Source organism: Goodfellowiella coeruleoviolacea (assembly GCF_024171785.1).
In the GTDB taxonomy this organism is placed as follows: domain Bacteria; phylum Actinomycetota; class Actinomycetes; order Mycobacteriales; family Pseudonocardiaceae; genus Goodfellowiella; species Goodfellowiella coeruleoviolacea.
In genome coordinates, this window is the sequence record NZ_JAMTCK010000029.1 from 1 (window position 1) to 15,763 (window position 15,763).

Sequence of the window (15,763 nt, forward strand, 5' to 3'; positions counted from 1 at the left end):
ACCACGTTGCAGGGCCTGAGCCCGGCCGAATACCGGGCCCAAGCCCTCACCAACTAGCCTTCAATTAGCCAGTCCAACTCCCGGGGAGCAGTTCATGGAGGGTGGGGGGTGTTCGGGTGGTAGTTCGGCTGCCCCACTGGCCCCAGGGCGCTGCTGGGGCTGGCGGTCCGTCGCTTTCAGCAGGCTGGCTCGTCGCTGTTCAGCAGACCAACCCGTCGCTTTCCGAAGAACAGCCGGTCGCTTTCGGGCCCGGTCCGGCGCTTCCGAAAACGGGGGTGGTCGCTCCTAGAAGCCGTTGTCGGCCCACCACTGCTCGTCCAGTTCGCCGCCGGCGACCAGGACGGCTGGGCCGGTGAGGGTGCTGCCCCGCTCGTCAACGGTGACGGTGACCTGCCCGCCGGGCACGGCCACCGTGGCCCTGCCGCTGGTCCGGCCGGCCAGGTGCAGCCACGCGGCGACCGTCGCCACCGTGCCGGTGCCGCACGAGCGGGTCTCGCCGACGCCCCGCTCGTGCACGCGCATGCGCAGCGCGTCCTCGCCGAGCACGTTGACGAACTCGACGTTCACGCCGTGCGGGAACACCACCGGGTCGTGACCGGGCGGCCGGGTCAGGTCCAGGTCGTCCACTGGCGTGTCCGTGCGGCAGACCAGGTGCGGGTTGCCCACGTCCACGGCCACGCCGGGGAACGCGGTGCCGTCCACGGTGGCGGCCGAGCGGCCCACCACCCGGGCCGGGCCCATGTCCACGGTGACCGTGCGGTCGGGGTGCACGGTCACGCCGCGCTCACCCGCCCTGGTGCCGATGGTGAACCTGCCCTCGCTGGCCAGGCCGGTCTCCACCAGGTAGCGCGCGAACACCCGGACGCCGTTGCCGCACATCTCGGCCACGGAACCGTCGGCGTTGCGGTAGTCCATGAACCACAGGCTGTCGTCAACCCCGGCCGGTGCGTCGACCACCGCCCTGGTGGGCACCACCCGCAGCACCCCGTCCGCGCCCAGGCCCCGACTGCGGTCGCACAGCGCGCGGACCCGCGCCTCGGTCAGGGCGAGCGTGCCCGCAGGGTCGGGCAGCACCACGAAGTCGTTCTCCGTGCCGTGCCCCTTGACGAACTCAACACCGGCCACCCGTCAAGACTACGTGTCCACCCGCGACGTCGACCGCCACCGTCCACCTGGGACGCCCGGGGCGGCGCGCTCACCGCCGGGTCAGCGCGAGCACGGCGTCGACCAGGTCGTCGGGTGCGCCGGGGGCGGCCGGCGGGAAGCCAGCCGGGTCGAACCAGGTGATCCGGTTGTCCCGGCGGAACCACGAGCGCTGCCGGCGGACGAACCGGCGGGTCGCCCTGGCCGTCTCGGTCGCGGCGGTGGCCATGTCGTACTCGCCGTCCAGTGCGGCCAGCACCTGCTGGTAGCCGAGCGCCCGGGAGGCCGTGCGGCCCTCGCGCAGGCCCCGGCCGACCAGCTCACGCACCTCGTCGACCAGGCCGGCGGCGAACATGTGGTCCACCCGCAGGTCGACCCGGGCGTCCAGGTCGACGGCGGCGCGGTCCACACCCACCAGGACCGTGTCGTAGCGGGCCGGGCCGGGACGGGGCAGGGTGGCCGAGAAGGGCTGGCCGGTGATCTCGATGACCTCCAGGGCACGCACCACCCGGCGGCCGTTGCTGGGCAGGATCGCCTCGGCGGCCACCGGGTCGGCCTCGGCCAGCCTGGCGTGCAGGGCGGGCGCGCCCACCTCGGCCAACTCGTGCTCCAGCCGCGCCCGCACGGCCGGGTCGGTGCCGGGGAAGCGCAGGTCGTCCAGGACGGCCTGGACGTAGAGGCCGGACCCGCCGACCAGGACGGGGGTGCGGCCGGCCGCCAGCAGGTCCTCGATCACGGCCCTGGCGTGCCGCTGGTAGGCGGCGACCGAGGCGGTCTCGGTCACGTCGAGCACGTCGAGCAGGTGGTGCGGCACGCCCTGCCGCTCGGCCTCGGTCACCTTGGCGGTGCCGATGTCCATCCCCCGGTACAGCTGCATGGCGTCGGCGTTGACCACCTCGCCGCCGCAGCGCAGGGCCAGCCGCACCGCCAGGTCGGACTTTCCGGTGGCGGTGGGGCCGACGACCGCGATCGGCCGGGGCGGGCGGGTGGTCACGGCGGGTCAGCCTAACCGCCTGGCCGCGCGACCCGCCCACCCCGGCGTGGTGGTCAGGAGCGGAGTTGGCGGGCGCGGATGAGGCGTCGGATCAGCCGTGCGCCCTGGGTGTGCACGCTGCGCGGCAAGCACCGGCGTGGGAGTGCCGTGGACGGCTCACTCCACCGGGTCCCACCGGGCCAGGTGGTAGCCCACGCCCCAGGGCACCTCCAGATCGGCGGACACCGCCCGCCACGGCCGCTCGTCCTGGTCGACCACCCCGGCCAGCACCTGCCAGGCGGCCCGCCCCTGGGCGCCCAGCTCGTCGGCCAGGTCGGGGTCGAGCGCGGCCAGCGCCGCGGTGTCCAGGCGGGCCAGCGCCTGGTGCACCCCCTGGTCGAACGGGCCGGCGCGGTCGTCGGGCCGGCCGGGCGCGCGCTCGCCATGCCGGGGCGAGCCGTCGCCGAGCACCAACAGCCCCACCGGGTCGGGGCCGGCCGCGCGCGCCAGCAGGTCGGCCGCCAGCGCGCGGCAGCCGGCCGGGGACAGCGTGGGCGGCACCAGGTCCACGGCCACCCGGGTGGCGCCGGCCTGGTCCCGGAGCCAGCCGGCCACCAGCGCGGGCAGCGGCAGGTCCGCGGCGGGCGGCTGGTCCTGGCCCGACTCGCGCGCCCCGGTGGCCCGTTCGGTCGCCTCCTCGGTGGACAGGCGAACCCGCACGTCAACGCCGTAACCTCGGAACGTGCCCACCGAAGCGGGGTCCAACCGGGTCGGGCCGGCCGGGTCGGCGGCCACCGCGATCCAGCAGTCAGCGACCTCGGCGAGCCCGCTGACCAGCGAGATCACCGCTGCCCGCAGCGGCTGCGTGACGGTGCGCGCACCGGCGACCAGTTCGGGCACCAGCAGCGGCGGATGTGGCACCAGCACAGCGCGTCTGATCATGCCAACTGACGCTACCGACCGCCTCGGAGTACCCAGTTGAGCCCTGACCTGTTTGAATGCGCGCGGGGCACTGGGGACCATGGATGGTCGCCGTGCCCGGTTGCTGGGCCCCGCCCTCGGTGGGGCGCTCGTGGACCGCACGGGCACGAGGTGGGCAGGCGAGGAGGAAGCCGGCGATGACGGATCAGGACACGACCCCGGACAGCACAGCCGAGGGCAGTGGTGCCGCGACCGAGGATCAGACGCGGCAGCCGGGAACGCAGGCGGTCGCCCCGCCGGTTCCCGTCGCGTCCGACGATCCCGCCCGTTGGGGACGGGTGGACGCCGAGGGCACGGTCTACGTGCGCACCGAGGACGGGGAACGCGCGGTGGGTTCCTGGCAGGCTGGCGAGCCTGCCGAGGGGCTGGCGCACTTCGCCCGCCGCTTCGACGACATCCGCACCGAGGCGGAGCTGCTCGAAGCCAGGCTGGCGTCCGGCGCCGGTGACCCCAAGCAGGCGCTGGCCAGCGCCAAGCACCTGCGGGACGGGCTGACCGACGCGGCCGTGGTGGGTGACCTGGCCGCGCTGGCCGCGCGCGTGGACGCGGTGGTGGCCGCGGCGGAACAGGCCGTGGAGGCGGCCAAGGCGGCCAAGGAGGTGGCCAGGGCCGAGTCGGCCGCGCGCAAGCAGGCGCTGGTGGAGGAGGCCGAGCAGATCGCCAACGAGTCGACGCAGTGGAAGAGCGCCGGCGACCGGCTGCGGGCCATCCTGGACGAGTGGAAGACCATCCGCGGGGTCGACCGCAAGACCGACGAGCAGCTGTGGCGGCGCTTCTCCAAGGCGCGGGACGCGTTCAACCGCAGGCGCGGTTCGCACTTCGCCGACCTGGACCGGCAGCGCGCCACCGCCAAGGCGCGCAAGCAGGAGCTGGTCGAGGAGGCCGAGGCGCTGGCCGAGTCGGACGACTGGGGCCCCACCGCCGGCCGCTACAAGGAGCTGATGGCCGAGTGGAAGGCGGCGGGCCGGGCGCCCAAGGAGGCGGACGACGCCCTGTGGCAGCGGTTCCGCGCGGCGCAGGACCGGTTCTTCGCGCGCCGCTCGGAGGCGTTCAGCGAGCGTGACGCGGAGTTCACGGCCAACGCCAAGCTCAAGGAGGAGCTGCTGGCCGAGGCCGAGCAGATCGACCCGGGGGCCGGCCTGGAGGCGGCGCGGTCGCACCTGTACCGGATCCAGGAGCGGTGGGACCAGATCGGCAAGGTCCCGCGTGAGCGGGTGCGGGAGCTGGAGGGCCGGCTGCGCGCGATCGAGGAGCGGGTGCGCTCGGCCGTGGACGCGCAGTGGCGGCGCACCGACCCGGAGGCCGAGGCCAGGGTCGCGCAGTTCCGCGAGCGGGTGGCGCAGTTCGAGTCGCAGGCGGCCAAGGCCCGCTCGGCCGGTGACAAGCGCCGCGCCGAACAGGCCGAGGCCCAGGCGGCGCAGTGGCGCGAGTGGCTGGCCGCCGCCGAACAGGCCGTCGCCAGCCGCTGACACCCCATCGTGGGCCCGGGGCTCCCACCCCGGGCCCACGCCCCGCGAGTCGACTTTGCAAACCCCCCGAGTTGACAGTTCAGGCAGGGCCATGTGGGTGACACGCGGCCTGGCGCGGCGGGTGGTTCAGCGCTCGTAGACCAGGCGGCCGGCCAGGTAGGTGGCGGTGACCGCCAGGTCGGCGATCTCGGCCGGGTCCACCGCGTGCGGGTCGGCCTCCAGCACCACCAGGTCGGCGTACTTGCCCGGGGTGAGCGTGCCCAGCACGTCGTCGCAGAACAGCTGGTAGGCCGCGTCCACGGTCTCCGCGCGCAGCGCCTCGGCCACGGTGATCCGCTCCTCGGGGGCGAGCACCCGGCCGGAGCGGGTGGTCCTGGTCGCCGCGACCGAGATGTTGCGCAGCGGCTCCTCCGGGGTCACCGGCGCGTCGTTGTGCAGCGAGATGCGCATGCCCGCGTCCACCGCCGAGCGGGCCCGCATCCACGGCGCGCCGTGCTCGGCGCCGAACAGGTCGTCCACCAGCACGTCGCCCCAGTAGTACAGCTGGTTCACGAACAGGCTGCAGCACACCCCCATGACCGCGGCCCGGCGGTACTGCTCGGTGGTCATCGCCCCGCAGTGCTCCAGCCGCAGCCGGTGGTCGGGGCGCGGGTGGGCGCGCAGCGCCTCCTCGTAGACGTCCAGGATCATGGTGACGCCCTCGTCGCCGTGCACGTGGCAGGACATCTGCCAGCCCTGCGGGTAGTAGGCGGCGACGATCTCCCGGAGCTGGTCGGTGTCGTGGTTGGCCCGGCCGCGGTGGCCCGGTGCCAGGCCGAGGGCGCGGGTGGCCGGGGTGTCCAGGTAGGGGAAGGACGTGGCGATGGTGCCCAGCCACGGTGAGCCGTCCACCCAGATCTTGATGCCGATCTGCTTGAACATGTCGTCGCCGTTGTCCAGCGCGCAGCTGGCCCGCCCGGCCGGCGAGGACATCTCGTAGACCCGCATCCGGGCCCTGGCCAGGTCGTGGTCGTAGAGCGAGCGGATCAGCGGCCGCAGCTGGCCGGAGAAGGCCATCTCGCTGGTGGTGGTGATGCCCCGGGATGCGAGGAACTCGTGCTGGTTGGCCAGCAGTTCCGGGCCGCGCAGGCCGCCGAAGATGAGCCGGGCCGCGATCGCCAGGATGGCCGGCGCCTCGTAGGCCTTGCCGGTGAGCCGGCCGAACTCGTCGCGCTCGAAGTGGCCGCCGGGCGGGTCGGGGGCGTCGTCGGGCAGCCGCGCGTACCGCAGCGCCGCGCCGTTGGCCCAGGCCACGTGGCCGGAGTTCTGCCAGAAGATGATCGGCCGGGTGGGGCCCAGCTCGTCCAGCCACTCCCGGGTCGGTTCGGGGAACCCCGGTTGCAGCAGCGTGTCCAGGCCGTTGAACACCAGCGGCTGGTCACCGGGGGTGCGGTCCAGGGCGCGCTTCACCCGCAGGTTGACCTCGTCGGCGGTGGCGCAGCTCATCGGCCGGATGTCCACCACGGACGGCGCGTACATCAGCTGGTCCTGGGTGGGGTGGCTGTGCGCCTCGACGAAACCGGGCAGCAGGCAGCCGCCGTCCAGGTCGACGACCTCGGTGGTGGGGCCGCGCAGGGCGGTCACCTCGGCCGCGCTGCCGACCGCGACGATCCGGTCCCCGGCCACGGCCAGCGCCTCGGCCACGGGGAGCTGATCGTCCACGGTCCGAACGGTGCCCCCCACGAAGATCACGTCAGGCGATGCGGGCGAGGTGACCACGATCAGCTCCAATCCGACCACGGTCCGTGGCAGAAGCGCTGACCCTTAAGCTAAGTGAGCACTTTTTCGTCGGCCACCTGGCGCAACGCTCCGCCCCGCACAGTGCGCCCATGTGGGGGAGCGACCGGGAAGATCACCCGCTGGTGCGGATCACTGCTCCATCCCGGCGGTGGGGCTGGTGGCCGGCCGCGACCAGGCGATGCGCAGCCACTGGACGGCCAGCACCAGCACGGCGAGCACGGCCAGCACCAGGCCGCCGCCCGGCCCGGGGCCGGGTTCGTGGCTCTGCGTGGTCTGCTGGGTCCAGATGGACAGCACGCCCACGATGGTGGTGGCGAAGCAGCCGAGCGCGCAGATCCAGGCCATGCCCCAGCGCCGCACCATCAGCCCGATCGCCGAGGCCAGCACGCCGATCAGCACCGCGGCGAAGGCGAACACCGTGGGCAGCGGCCCGACCGCGGCCCCGGCCGGCCGCTGCCCGAGCAGGATCTGCAGGCCGCTGGCCGGGCCCACCCACGGCAGCACGGCGGCCACCAGGAACACCAGCACGGCCACGGCGATCACCACGGCCCCGAACCCGGGGTCGATGCGCCGCGCCACGGCCTTCTCCACCTGGTCGATCTCGGCCCGCAGCCGGGCCAGCTCCGGTGACTCCTCCGGCTCGTCCGGTCCGCCGCGCTGGCCGGGGATGTCGCGCCGGTCGTTCACTGGACCGAGCACCCCCCGACGGGCTGCGCCGGCTGGCTGGGCGCGCCGAAGCCCGGCAGGCCCAGGCTGACCCCGGAGGTCCTGGGCCGGATCCCGGCCTCGGCGTGGTCACCCGCCCTGGTGCGGCGGTGCGCGACCAGCGGGCCGTCGGCCACCAGGTGGTGCGGGGCGCCGTAGGTGATGGTGGTGTGCACGACGTCGCCCGGCCGCACGCTGCCGTCCACGGCCGGCCCGGTGGGGTTGAAGTGCACCAGCCGGCCGTCCCTGGCCCGGCCGCTCAGCCGCTGCGTCTCGTTGTCCTTGCGGCCCTCACCGGTGGCCACCAGCACCTCCACGGTCTGGCCGACCAGCTGCTTGTTGCCCGCCCAGGAGATCTCCTCCTGCAGGGCGATCAGCCGGTCGTAGCGCTCCTGCACGACCTGCTTGGGCAGCTGGTCGGGCATGTCCGCGGCGGGTGTGCCGGGCCGCTTGGAGTACTGGAAGGTGAACGCGCTGGAGAAGCGGGCCGCGGCCACCACGTCCAGGGTGGCCTGGAAGTCCTCCTCGGTCTCGCCGGGGAAGCCCACGATGATGTCGGTGGTGATGGCCGCGTCCGGCATGGCGGCCCGCACCCGGTCGAGGATCTCCAGGTAGCGGCCGGACCGGTAGGAGCGGCGCATGGCCTTGAGCACCCGGTCGGAGCCGGACTGCAGCGGCATGTGCAGCTGGTGGCACACGTTCGGGGTCTCGGCCATCGCGGCGATCACGTCGTCGGTGAAGTCCCTGGGGTGCGGCGAGGTGAACCGGACCCGCTCCAGGCCGTCGATGTCGCCGCAGGCGCGCAGCAGCTTGCCGAACGCGTAGCGGTCGCCGAACTCCACGCCGTAGGAGTTGACGTTCTGGCCGAGCAGGGTCACCTCCAGCACGCCCTCGGCGACCAGCGCCTCGACCTCGGCGAGCACCTCGCCGGGCCGCCGGTCCCGCTCCTTGCCGCGCAGCGAAGGCACGATGCAGAACGTGCAGGTGTTGTTGCAGCCGACCGACACCGACACCCAGCCGGAGTAGGCGGAGTCGCGCCGGGCCGGCAGGGTGGACGGGAAGGTCTCCAGCGCCTCCAGGATCTCCACCTCGGCCCTGGCGTTGTGCCTGGCCCGGTCCAGCAGCACCGGCAGCGAGCCGATGTTGTGCGTGCCGAACACCACGTCCACCCAGGGCGCGCGGCGCACGATCTCGCCGCGGTCCTTCTGCGCCAGGCAGCCGCCCACGGCGATCTGCATGCCCGGGTGGGCGGCCTTGGTGGGGCGCAGGTGGCCGAGGTTGCCGTAGAGCTTGTTGTCGGCGTTCTCCCGCACCGCGCAGGTGTTGAACACGACGACGTCGGGCACGGCCCCCTCGTCGGCCGGGGTGTAGCCGGCGTCCTCCAGCAGGCCAGCGAGCCGCTCGGAGTCGTGCACGTTCATTTGGCAGCCGAACGTGCGGATGTGGTACGTGCGGGTCACTGCATCTTCCCTTTCCGTCTGCCACCAGGGTAGAACCCCGGCCTGGCACCATGACGGCGTGTCACCCGTCGCGAACCGGACCCGCCAACGACCGACCGGGCGGCCGGCGGCCGCCGCGGTGCTGCTGCTGGTCACCGGCCTGCTGGCCGGTCTGGTGAGCGGCTGCCAGGCGGACTTCACCGGCCTGCGGCTCACCGTGGCCACCGGCAGCAAGGACGGCGTCTACGACGTGCTCGGCAACGTGCTGGCCGACGCCTGGGCCGGCCAGCTGCGGATGCCCCGGCCCGAGGTGCGCCAGACCGCCGGGTCCGTGGACAACCTGGGCCGGCTGGTCACCGGTTCGGCCGACATCGGCTTCTCCGCGGCGGACGCGGCCACCGAGACGATCAACACCCCCGGTCAGCGCGGCCTGCGCGCGCTGGCCCGGATGCACGACGACTACCTGCAGCTGGTGGTCAGGGCGGACAGCCGGGCCGGGCACCTGGCCGACCTGCGCGGGCTGCGGGTGTCCATCGGCTCCCCCAAGTCCGGGGTGGAGCTGATCGCCCGGCGGCTGCTGGAGACCGCGGGTCTCGGGGAGAACGACCTGGTCGTGGCGCACCTGGGCCTGTCGGAGTCGCTGGCGGCGCTGCGCTCGGGCAGCATCGACGCGTTCTTCTGGTCGGGGGGCCTGCCCACCGCCGGCATCACCGAGCTGGCCGCGCGGCTGCCGCTGCGCCTGCTCGACCTGGCCGACGTGCTGCCGGAACTGCGCGAGCGCTACCCGGTCTACCGGACGGCCACCCTGCCCGCCTCGGCCTACGGCCTGTCCGGCGGGCCGGTGAGCACCCTGGCCGTGCCCAACTTCCTGCTGGTCACCGATGCCATGTCGGACGACGTGGCCGAGGCGCTGACCCGGGGGCTGTTCGCGGCCAGGGAGCCGCTCGACCGGGCCAACCCGGCCGCGCAGTCCATTGACGCGCGCTCGGCCATCGAGACCGCGTCGGTGCCCCTGCACCCCGGGGCGCGCCGCTACTACCAGGACGCCAAGGTCTGACCGCCCGGCCGCTCAGGCGGCGGGCAGCTCGACGGTGACCCGCAGGCCGCCGTCCTCGGGCCGGTCCAGGCTGACCGCGCCGCCGACCCGCTCGGCGATCCGCCGCACGATGGCCAGGCCCAGGCCGGAGCCGGACACGTTCTGGTGGGCGCGGCTGCGCCAGAACCGGTCGGTGGCGCGGGCCAGCTCCTCCTCGTCCAGGCCGGGGCCGTGGTCGCGCACGGACAGCCGCACCCGCCCGTCCACCCGCGCCACCCGCACCTCGATCAGGGGCGGGTCCGGGGGCGGCTCCGGGGTGAACTTCACGGCGTTGTCCAGCAGCGCGTCCAGCACGGTCTCCACGCCGCGGGGCGGGGCCAGCACCCGGCCGCCCGGCTCGCCGGCCAGCACCAGGTCCACGCCTCGGGCGCGGGCCGCCACCTGCCAGGTGGCCACCCGCTGCGCCACCACCGGGTCGATGTCCACGGCGACCGGTTCCACCGTGCTGGCCTCGGCGCGGGCCGCGGTGAGCAGGTCGTCCAGGATCTGGTTCAGCCGCGCGGCCTCGGCCAGTGCCGCGGCCTGGTCGGCGGTGGCGGCCGGGCTGACCTCGCCCTCCAGGTTGCCCAGCCGCAGTCGCAGCGCGGTCAGCGGGTTGCGCAGCTGGTGGGAGGCGTCGGCGATGAAGGCCCGCTGCGCGGCCAGCACCTCGGCCACGTTGGCCGCCATCACGTCGAAGGAGCGGCCCAGCTGGCGCAGTTCGGCCGGGCCGGCTGCGATGCCCACCGGCTCCACCGGCCGCCCGGCCACCACCGCGCCGAGCAGCGCCCCGGTGGCGTCGTCCAGCCGGCGGACCGGCCGCAGCACCCACCGCACCACGGGCAGCGCCGCCAGCAGGGCCAGGCCCAGCGCGACCAGCCCGCCCAGCGCGACCAGCGTCCACCAGCCGAGGATCCGGGCGCGGCTGCGGTCGGTCGGCGAGATGGTGACCACCGCGCCCCGCACCTCCGCGTCCACCAGCACGGGTTCGGCCAGCACCAGCGGGGTGTCGTCCCAGGGCAGCAGCGGCGCGCCCAGTTCGGGCTGGCGGCCGGCCAGTGCCGCGGCCACGGCGGCGCGCACCGCCGGCGTGGTGGCGGGCACGTCGTCGCGGGAGGCCACCGCCATCCGGTGGTCCCGGTCGAAGACCAGCACGGTGATGCCGTAGAGGTCGTCGTAGCGGCGCAGCTCGGTGGTGAGCAGCGCGGGCCGGTTGTCGATGAGCGGGCGCTGCGCGAGCGAGGCGAACCGGCTGGTGTCGGTCACCCGGTCGAGGAAGAGCCGCTGCTGCTCGCTGCCGGCCACGCTGCGCGCCAGCGGCACGCCCAGCCCGACCAGCAGCAACCCGACCAGCGACAGCACGATGCCGAGCAGCCTGGCCCGCATGCGCGCACTCCCGTTCTCGTCCGCCGCGCGGTGCAGCCCGCCGCGCGGTCCGCCTCAGCCGTGCTGTCCTCCGGCAGCCGTGCTGTCCGCCTCAGCCGGCTGATCCGCCGTCCGCACCGGACACCGGCCCGGTCGGCGCGGCCAGCCGGTAGCCCACCCCGCGCACCGTCTCGATCAGCTGGGGCCTGCCCAGCTTGGTGCGCAGGTTGGCCACGTGCACGTCCAGCGTGCGGTTCGCGCCCGACCAGGTGCGGCCCCACACCTCGGCGAGGATGCGCTCCCTGGTGCACACCGCCCCGCCCGCGGCCACCACCATGGCCAGCACCTGGAACTCCTTGCGGGCCAGGGTGACCGGCTGGCCGGCCACCCGCACCTCGTGGCGGGCCAGGTCGATCTCGGTGTCCCCGACGCGCACCAGGTGGCCGCCGGGGCCGGCCGCCCCGGGCAGGCCGCTGGGGATGCCGGGCCCGACCTGGTGGCCGCGCCGCCGCCACACCGCGTGCACCCTGGCCACCAGCTCCCCCACGTCGTAGGGCTTGACCAGGTAGTCGTCGGCGCCGGCGTGCAGGCCCAGGATCCGGTCGTCGACCTCGCCGCGCGCGGTCACCACGATGATCGCCACGTCGCTGGCCGCGCGGATGGACCGGCACAGCGTCACCCCGTCCACGTCGGGCAGGCCGAGGTCGAGCAGGACCACGTCCACCCCGGCCAACCGGTCCAGCGCGGGCCGGCCGGTGGCCAGCCGTTCCACGGTGAACCCGCGCCTGGTGAGCGCGGGCACCAGTGCCTCGGCCACCCGGTCGTCGTCCTCGACCAGCAGTACTCGCACGCCAAGCCCTCCCCGTCCCGGCCCTGCCCGACCGACCGGCCAACCCCCACCGGGCTTTCAGTCGACCCGGGTGTGTGACAGAGTTGAAACCCTAAGTCCGCGTTAACCGCCCTGCTCTGTCGGCCCAGCCGTCTATGCTGCTCTCCGCCTTCCGCTGCGGACGGAGATCGCTGTCGGGGCGAGAACGTTGCAGACTTGGGACCTCAAGTCTTGCTCAAGCGCCTGGACTGCCCCGGGCACGCCCACCTAGGTTTCCGCCAACGCGGGCCCACCAGCGCCGACCAACCCACCAACGCCGACCACACCCTCCTGGAGGAGCGCATGACCGGAGCCACCTCTGCGCCACCGATGATCCGGATGACCGGCGTGGACAAGTTCTTCGGGCCATTGCACGTGCTCAAGGGCATCAACCTGGAAGTCCCCCAGGGACAGGTCGTGGTGGTGCTCGGGCCGTCGGGCTCGGGCAAGTCGACGCTGTGCCGCACGATCAACCGGTTGGAGTCGATCGACAAGGGCACCATCGAGGTCGACGGCAAGCCGCTGCCGGCGGAGGGCAAGGAACTGGCCCGGCTGCGCGCCGACGTGGGCATGGTGTTCCAGTCGTTCAACCTGTTCGCCCACAAGAGCATCGTCGACAACGTCATGTTGGCGCCGATGAAGGTCCGCAGGACACCCGCCGGACAGGCCCGCAGCACCGCGATGGAGCTGCTGGAGCGGGTCGGCATCGCCAGTCAGGCCGACAAGTTCCCCGCGCAGCTCTCCGGTGGGCAGCAGCAGCGGGCCGCGATCGCCAGGGCACTGGCCATGCGTCCCAAGGTGATGCTCTTCGACGAGCCCACCTCGGCCCTCGACCCGGAGATGGTCAACGAGGTGCTGGACGTGATGACGACGCTGGCCAAGGAGGGCATGACCATGCTCGTGGTCACCCACGAGATGGGTTTCGCCCGCCGGGCCGCCGACCGCGTCGTGTTCATGGCCGACGGTGAGATCGTCGAGGACACCTCGCCCGAGGCGTTCTTCACCGCTCCCACGTCCAACCGGGCCAAGGACTTCCTTGGCAAGATCCTCACCCACTGACCGGTCAGTGCCCGACCAGGCGCGGTGCTGTCGTTCAGGCGCCGCCCGTGAAACACAGAGCAGGAGACTGAAGACGATGAGACTGCGCCCCCTTGCGGTAGGGCTGCTGGTCGGCGCCCTCGCCCTGACCGCGTGCGGCCGGGAGGGCAGCCCGAGCGACAACGCGGCGGGCAGCTCCCCCGCGCCGTCGTTCACCCCCGCTTCGGACGTCAAGCTCGACGGCTCGCCCACCTTCCAGCGGATGAAGGGCCGCGACCAGGTCGTCATCGGCGTCAAGGAGGACCAGCCGCAGCTCGGGTACAAGGACCCGACCAGCGGCAAGTACACCGGGTTCGACATCGAGATCGCCCGGATGATCGCGGCCAAGCTCGGCTACGGCGAGGACAAGATCCAGTTCAAGGCCGTGGCGTCGGTGGGCCGCGAGCAGGCCATCGCCAACGGTGACGTCGACTACTACGTCGGCACGTACACCATCAGCGACAAGCGCAAGGAGCAGATCAGCTTCGCCGGCCCGTACTACGTGGCCGGGCAGGACCTGCTGGTGCGCAAGGACGACACGAGCATCACCGGCAAGGACAGCCTCAAGGGCAAGAAGGTGTGCTCGGTGACCGGCTCGACCCCGCTGCAGCGGGTCAGCGACCAGCAGTTGACCGAGGCGAACAACATCGTCTCCTTCCAGAACTACTCGCAGTGCGTGCAGCAGCTCGACCAGAAGCAGGTCGACGCGGTGACCACGGACGACGCCATCCTCAAGGGCTACGCCGCGCTGGAGCCCGACAAGTTCAAGGTGGTCGGCAACACCTTCTCCAGCGAGCCGTACGGCGTGGGCCTGGCCAAGGACGACAAGGTGCTGCGCGACAAGATCAACGACGTGCTGCAGGAGTCCTTTGACAACGGCACGTGGCAGCAGGTCTACGACAGCACCCTGGGCAAGTCGGGAGCCAAGGCCGAGAAGCCCAAGCTCGACCGCTACTGAGCCCCACCGTGTGGCCGGTGTCCGCCGCTACCCCGGTGGACGCCGGCCACACGCGTAACCCCTGCCCACTCGTTTCCCTCTGTTGGCACTGGCGAGGAGACCGATGGACGTCCTGCTGGACAACCTCGACCTGTTCGAGCGCGGGTTTCTCAACACCATCCAGTTGTTCGTGCTCGCCGCGATCGGCTCGCTGGTGCTGGGCATGGTGCTGGCCATGCTGCGGGTCAGCCCGGTCCCGTTCCTGCGCGCCGCGGGCACCGCGTACGTGACGCTGTTCCGCAACACCCCGCTGACCCTGATCTTCTTCTTCTTCGCGTTCGCCTTCCCGCTGCTGGAGATCGTCAGCATCTCCTACTTCACCGCGGCGGTGACCGCGCTGTCGCTCTACACGGCCGCCTTCATCTGCGAGGTGGTCCGGTCGGGCATCAACACCGTGCCGGTCGGCCAGGCCGAGGCGGCCAGAGCGCTCGGCCTCGGCTTCGGGCAGATCCTGACCAGCGTGGTGCTCCCGCAGGCCACCCGCGCGGTGGTGCCGCCGATGGTGAGCACGCTGATCGCCCTGTTGAAGAACACCACCGTGGCCGCTGGCTTCTCGGTGGCCGAGGCCGGTGCGATCCGGGACTACCTGTCCGAGCGCGGTGAGCCCGCGCTGACCGGGCTGCTCTGGGTGGCGCTGTTCTTCGTGATCCTGGTGGTGCCGATGACCCTGCTGCAACGCAGCCTGGAGAAGCGCTGGAGCGTGGCGCGATGAGTTCGGTTCTGTTCGACCTGCCCGGCCCCCGCGCGCGCGCCCGGCACCGGCTGCTGGCCGTGGTCGGCGTGGTGGTGATCGCGGCGATCATCGGTTTCGTGATCTACCGGTTCGCGGTGACCGGCCAGTTCGCCAGCCGCATGTGGGAGTGGCTGCTCTACGAGAAGGTGCAGCTCGACCTGGTGTCGTCGCTGCTGGCCACGTTGCAGGCGTTCGCCCTCGGCGCGGTGCTGGCCCTGGTGTTCGGCGCGGTGTTCGCGGCGGGCCGGCTGTCCGACCACGCGGTGCTGCGGGTGCCGTCCACGGCGATCGTGGAGTTCTTCCGCGCGGTGCCGCTGGTGGTGATGATCTTCATCTTCCACTACGGCATCGGCCTGGGCGCGCCGTTCAACTCGGTCGTGCTCGGCCTGATGCTCTACAACGGCGCGGTGCTGGCGGAGATCTTCCGCAGTGGCGTGGAGTCGCTGCCGCGCGGCCAGCGCGAGGCCGCCTACGCCCTGGGCATGCGCAAGACGCAGGTGATGCTGCTGGTGCTGCTGCCGCAGGCGGTGCGGGCGATGCTGCCGACCATCGTCAGCCAGCTGGTGGTGCTGCTCAAGGACACCGCGCTTGGCTTCCTGATCACCTACCCCGAGCTGCTGTACTACGCCCGCTACCTGGGTGGTATCGCCGAGTTCGGCCGCCCGCTGGTGCCGGTCACCATGGTGGTGGCGGCCATGTACATCGTGATGTGCCTGCTGCTGACCTGGCTGGCGCACTACCTGGAGCGGCGCAACCGGCGCAGCAAGAAGGCCGTGCCCACGGCGCCCACCGCGCTGGGTGAGGACGGCGACGTGGCCGTGACCGCGGTCGCGGGGACCGGTCAGCTCACCAGCCAGCAGTACTGACAGCCTTCCGGCCCGGGACGGGGTTTCCGGGCCGGGGCGGTGGTTTCCGAGGCAGTGGTTCTTGAGCGGTGGCCCCGGGTGGTGGACGTTCCGCCACCCGGGGTTCTGTTTCACCCGGTGGCGTGGTGCGCCTGGGCCCGGTCGTGGCCGGGAGCGCGCGGCGAACCGGCGCGGTCCGATCGCGGTGTGGTCCGATCGCGGTGTGGTCCCGGCTGGCTCGGTGCCGCCACGCCACCCGTCCCGAGCACCGGTGGGGTGGGTGTGATTGGGCGTTTCCGCAGGTAGACACCCCC

Annotated in this window: 14 protein-coding genes; 6 read left to right on the forward strand and 8 right to left on the reverse strand. The window is 73.0% G+C overall.

The features are described from left to right. Positions 1–285: 285 nt before the first annotated feature. The 3 genes from dapF to LX83_RS36360 all read right to left on the reverse strand — a co-directional run bounded on the left by dapF (position 286) and on the right by LX83_RS36360 (position 3,058). Complete coding sequence (gene dapF, locus LX83_RS36350) at positions 286–1,125, reverse strand: diaminopimelate epimerase (RefSeq protein ID WP_253780380.1); 840 nt, start codon at positions 1,123–1,125, stop codon at positions 286–288. Between the two features lie 70 nt (positions 1,126–1,195). After that, positions 1,196–2,137, reverse strand: coding sequence for a tRNA (adenosine(37)-N6)-dimethylallyltransferase MiaA (miaA, locus tag LX83_RS36355; RefSeq protein ID WP_253780383.1), 942 nt, complete (start codon positions 2,135–2,137; stop codon positions 1,196–1,198). 156 nt (positions 2,138–2,293) lie between these two features. Continuing rightward, complete coding sequence (locus tag LX83_RS36360) at positions 2,294–3,058, reverse strand: class III extradiol ring-cleavage dioxygenase family protein (RefSeq protein ID WP_253780386.1); 765 nt, start codon at positions 3,056–3,058, stop codon at positions 2,294–2,296. Positions 3,059–3,234: 176 nt separating this feature from the next. On the opposite strand from LX83_RS36360, the gene LX83_RS36365 reads away from it, so the two are divergent. Then, on the forward strand, positions 3,235–4,566 hold the full coding sequence (locus LX83_RS36365; RefSeq protein WP_253780389.1) for a DUF349 domain-containing protein: 1,332 nt from the start codon (positions 3,235–3,237) through the stop codon (positions 4,564–4,566). A gap of 126 nt (positions 4,567–4,692) precedes the next feature. Here LX83_RS36365 and LX83_RS36370 read toward each other — a convergent pair whose 3' ends face one another. The 3 genes from LX83_RS36370 to miaB form a co-directional block, all read right to left on the reverse strand. Next, positions 4,693–6,267: an amidohydrolase gene (locus LX83_RS36370; protein ID WP_253780391.1), complete on the reverse strand. Its 1,575-nt coding sequence runs from the start codon at positions 6,265–6,267 to the stop codon at positions 4,693–4,695. A gap of 207 nt (positions 6,268–6,474) precedes the next feature. Continuing rightward, the gene (locus LX83_RS36375; protein WP_253780394.1) at positions 6,475–7,032 is read right to left on the reverse strand and encodes an Rv2732c family membrane protein; all 558 of its coding nucleotides are present in this window, start codon (positions 7,030–7,032) and stop codon (positions 6,475–6,477) included. Continuing rightward, a complete protein-coding gene (miaB, locus tag LX83_RS36380) occupies positions 7,029–8,510 on the reverse strand; it encodes a tRNA (N6-isopentenyl adenosine(37)-C2)-methylthiotransferase MiaB (protein WP_308204125.1) in 1,482 nt (493 codons plus the stop codon). The genes LX83_RS36375 and miaB overlap by 4 nt, the downstream gene beginning before the upstream one ends. A gap of 58 nt (positions 8,511–8,568) precedes the next feature. On the opposite strand from miaB, the gene LX83_RS36385 reads away from it, so the two are divergent. Continuing rightward, positions 8,569–9,546 carry a TAXI family TRAP transporter solute-binding subunit gene (locus LX83_RS36385; protein ID WP_253780396.1) on the forward strand — a complete coding sequence of 326 codons (978 nt, stop codon included), beginning with the start codon at positions 8,569–8,571 and terminating at the stop codon, positions 9,544–9,546. A 12-nt stretch (positions 9,547–9,558) separates the two neighbouring features. Here LX83_RS36385 and LX83_RS36390 read toward each other — a convergent pair whose 3' ends face one another. Continuing rightward, on the reverse strand, positions 9,559–10,950 hold the full coding sequence (locus LX83_RS36390) for a sensor histidine kinase (RefSeq protein WP_253780399.1): 1,392 nt from the start codon (positions 10,948–10,950) through the stop codon (positions 9,559–9,561). Positions 10,951–11,041: 91 nt separating this feature from the next. Then, positions 11,042–11,779, reverse strand: a complete 738-nt coding sequence (locus LX83_RS36395) for a response regulator transcription factor (RefSeq protein WP_253780401.1) — start codon at positions 11,777–11,779, stop codon at positions 11,042–11,044. A 348-nt stretch (positions 11,780–12,127) separates the two neighbouring features. Here LX83_RS36395 and LX83_RS36400 point away from each other — a divergent pair, with 348 nt between their 5' ends. The 4 genes from LX83_RS36400 to LX83_RS36415 all read left to right on the forward strand — a co-directional run bounded on the left by LX83_RS36400 (position 12,128) and on the right by LX83_RS36415 (position 15,470). Beyond that, positions 12,128–12,856, forward strand: a complete 729-nt coding sequence (locus tag LX83_RS36400) for an amino acid ABC transporter ATP-binding protein (protein WP_253780490.1) — start codon at positions 12,128–12,130, stop codon at positions 12,854–12,856. 76 nt (positions 12,857–12,932) lie between these two features. After that, positions 12,933–13,832 (forward strand): glutamate ABC transporter substrate-binding protein, encoded by a 900-nt coding sequence (locus tag LX83_RS36405; protein ID WP_253780404.1) that lies wholly within the window; start codon positions 12,933–12,935, stop codon positions 13,830–13,832. A 103-nt stretch (positions 13,833–13,935) separates the two neighbouring features. Next, on the forward strand, positions 13,936–14,583 hold the full coding sequence (locus tag LX83_RS36410; protein ID WP_253780407.1) for an amino acid ABC transporter permease: 648 nt from the start codon (positions 13,936–13,938) through the stop codon (positions 14,581–14,583). Beyond that, positions 14,580–15,470 (forward strand): amino acid ABC transporter permease, encoded by an 891-nt coding sequence (locus tag LX83_RS36415; protein ID WP_253780410.1) that lies wholly within the window; start codon positions 14,580–14,582, stop codon positions 15,468–15,470. Before LX83_RS36410 ends, LX83_RS36415 begins: the two co-directional genes overlap by 4 nt. Positions 15,471–15,763 lie beyond the last annotated feature (293 nt).

Bases quoted from the DNA above. Each gene is read 5' to 3' on its own strand.
- LX83_RS36360 (WP_253780386.1), bottom strand. From the start codon at position 3,058: ATGATCAGACGCGCTGTGCTGGTGCCACATCCGCCGCTGCTGGTGCCC.
- LX83_RS36365 (WP_253780389.1), top strand. From the start codon at position 3,235: ATGACGGATCAGGACACGACCCCGGACAGCACAGCCGAGGGCAGTGGT.
- LX83_RS36390 (WP_253780399.1), bottom strand. From the start codon at position 10,950: ATGCGGGCCAGGCTGCTCGGCATCGTGCTGTCGCTGGTCGGGTTGCTG.
- LX83_RS36400 (WP_253780490.1), top strand. From the start codon at position 12,128: ATGATCCGGATGACCGGCGTGGACAAGTTCTTCGGGCCATTGCACGTG.
- LX83_RS36405 (WP_253780404.1), top strand. From the start codon at position 12,933: ATGAGACTGCGCCCCCTTGCGGTAGGGCTGCTGGTCGGCGCCCTCGCC.
- LX83_RS36410 (WP_253780407.1), top strand. From the start codon at position 13,936: ATGGACGTCCTGCTGGACAACCTCGACCTGTTCGAGCGCGGGTTTCTC.
- LX83_RS36415 (WP_253780410.1), top strand. From the start codon at position 14,580: ATGAGTTCGGTTCTGTTCGACCTGCCCGGCCCCCGCGCGCGCGCCCGG.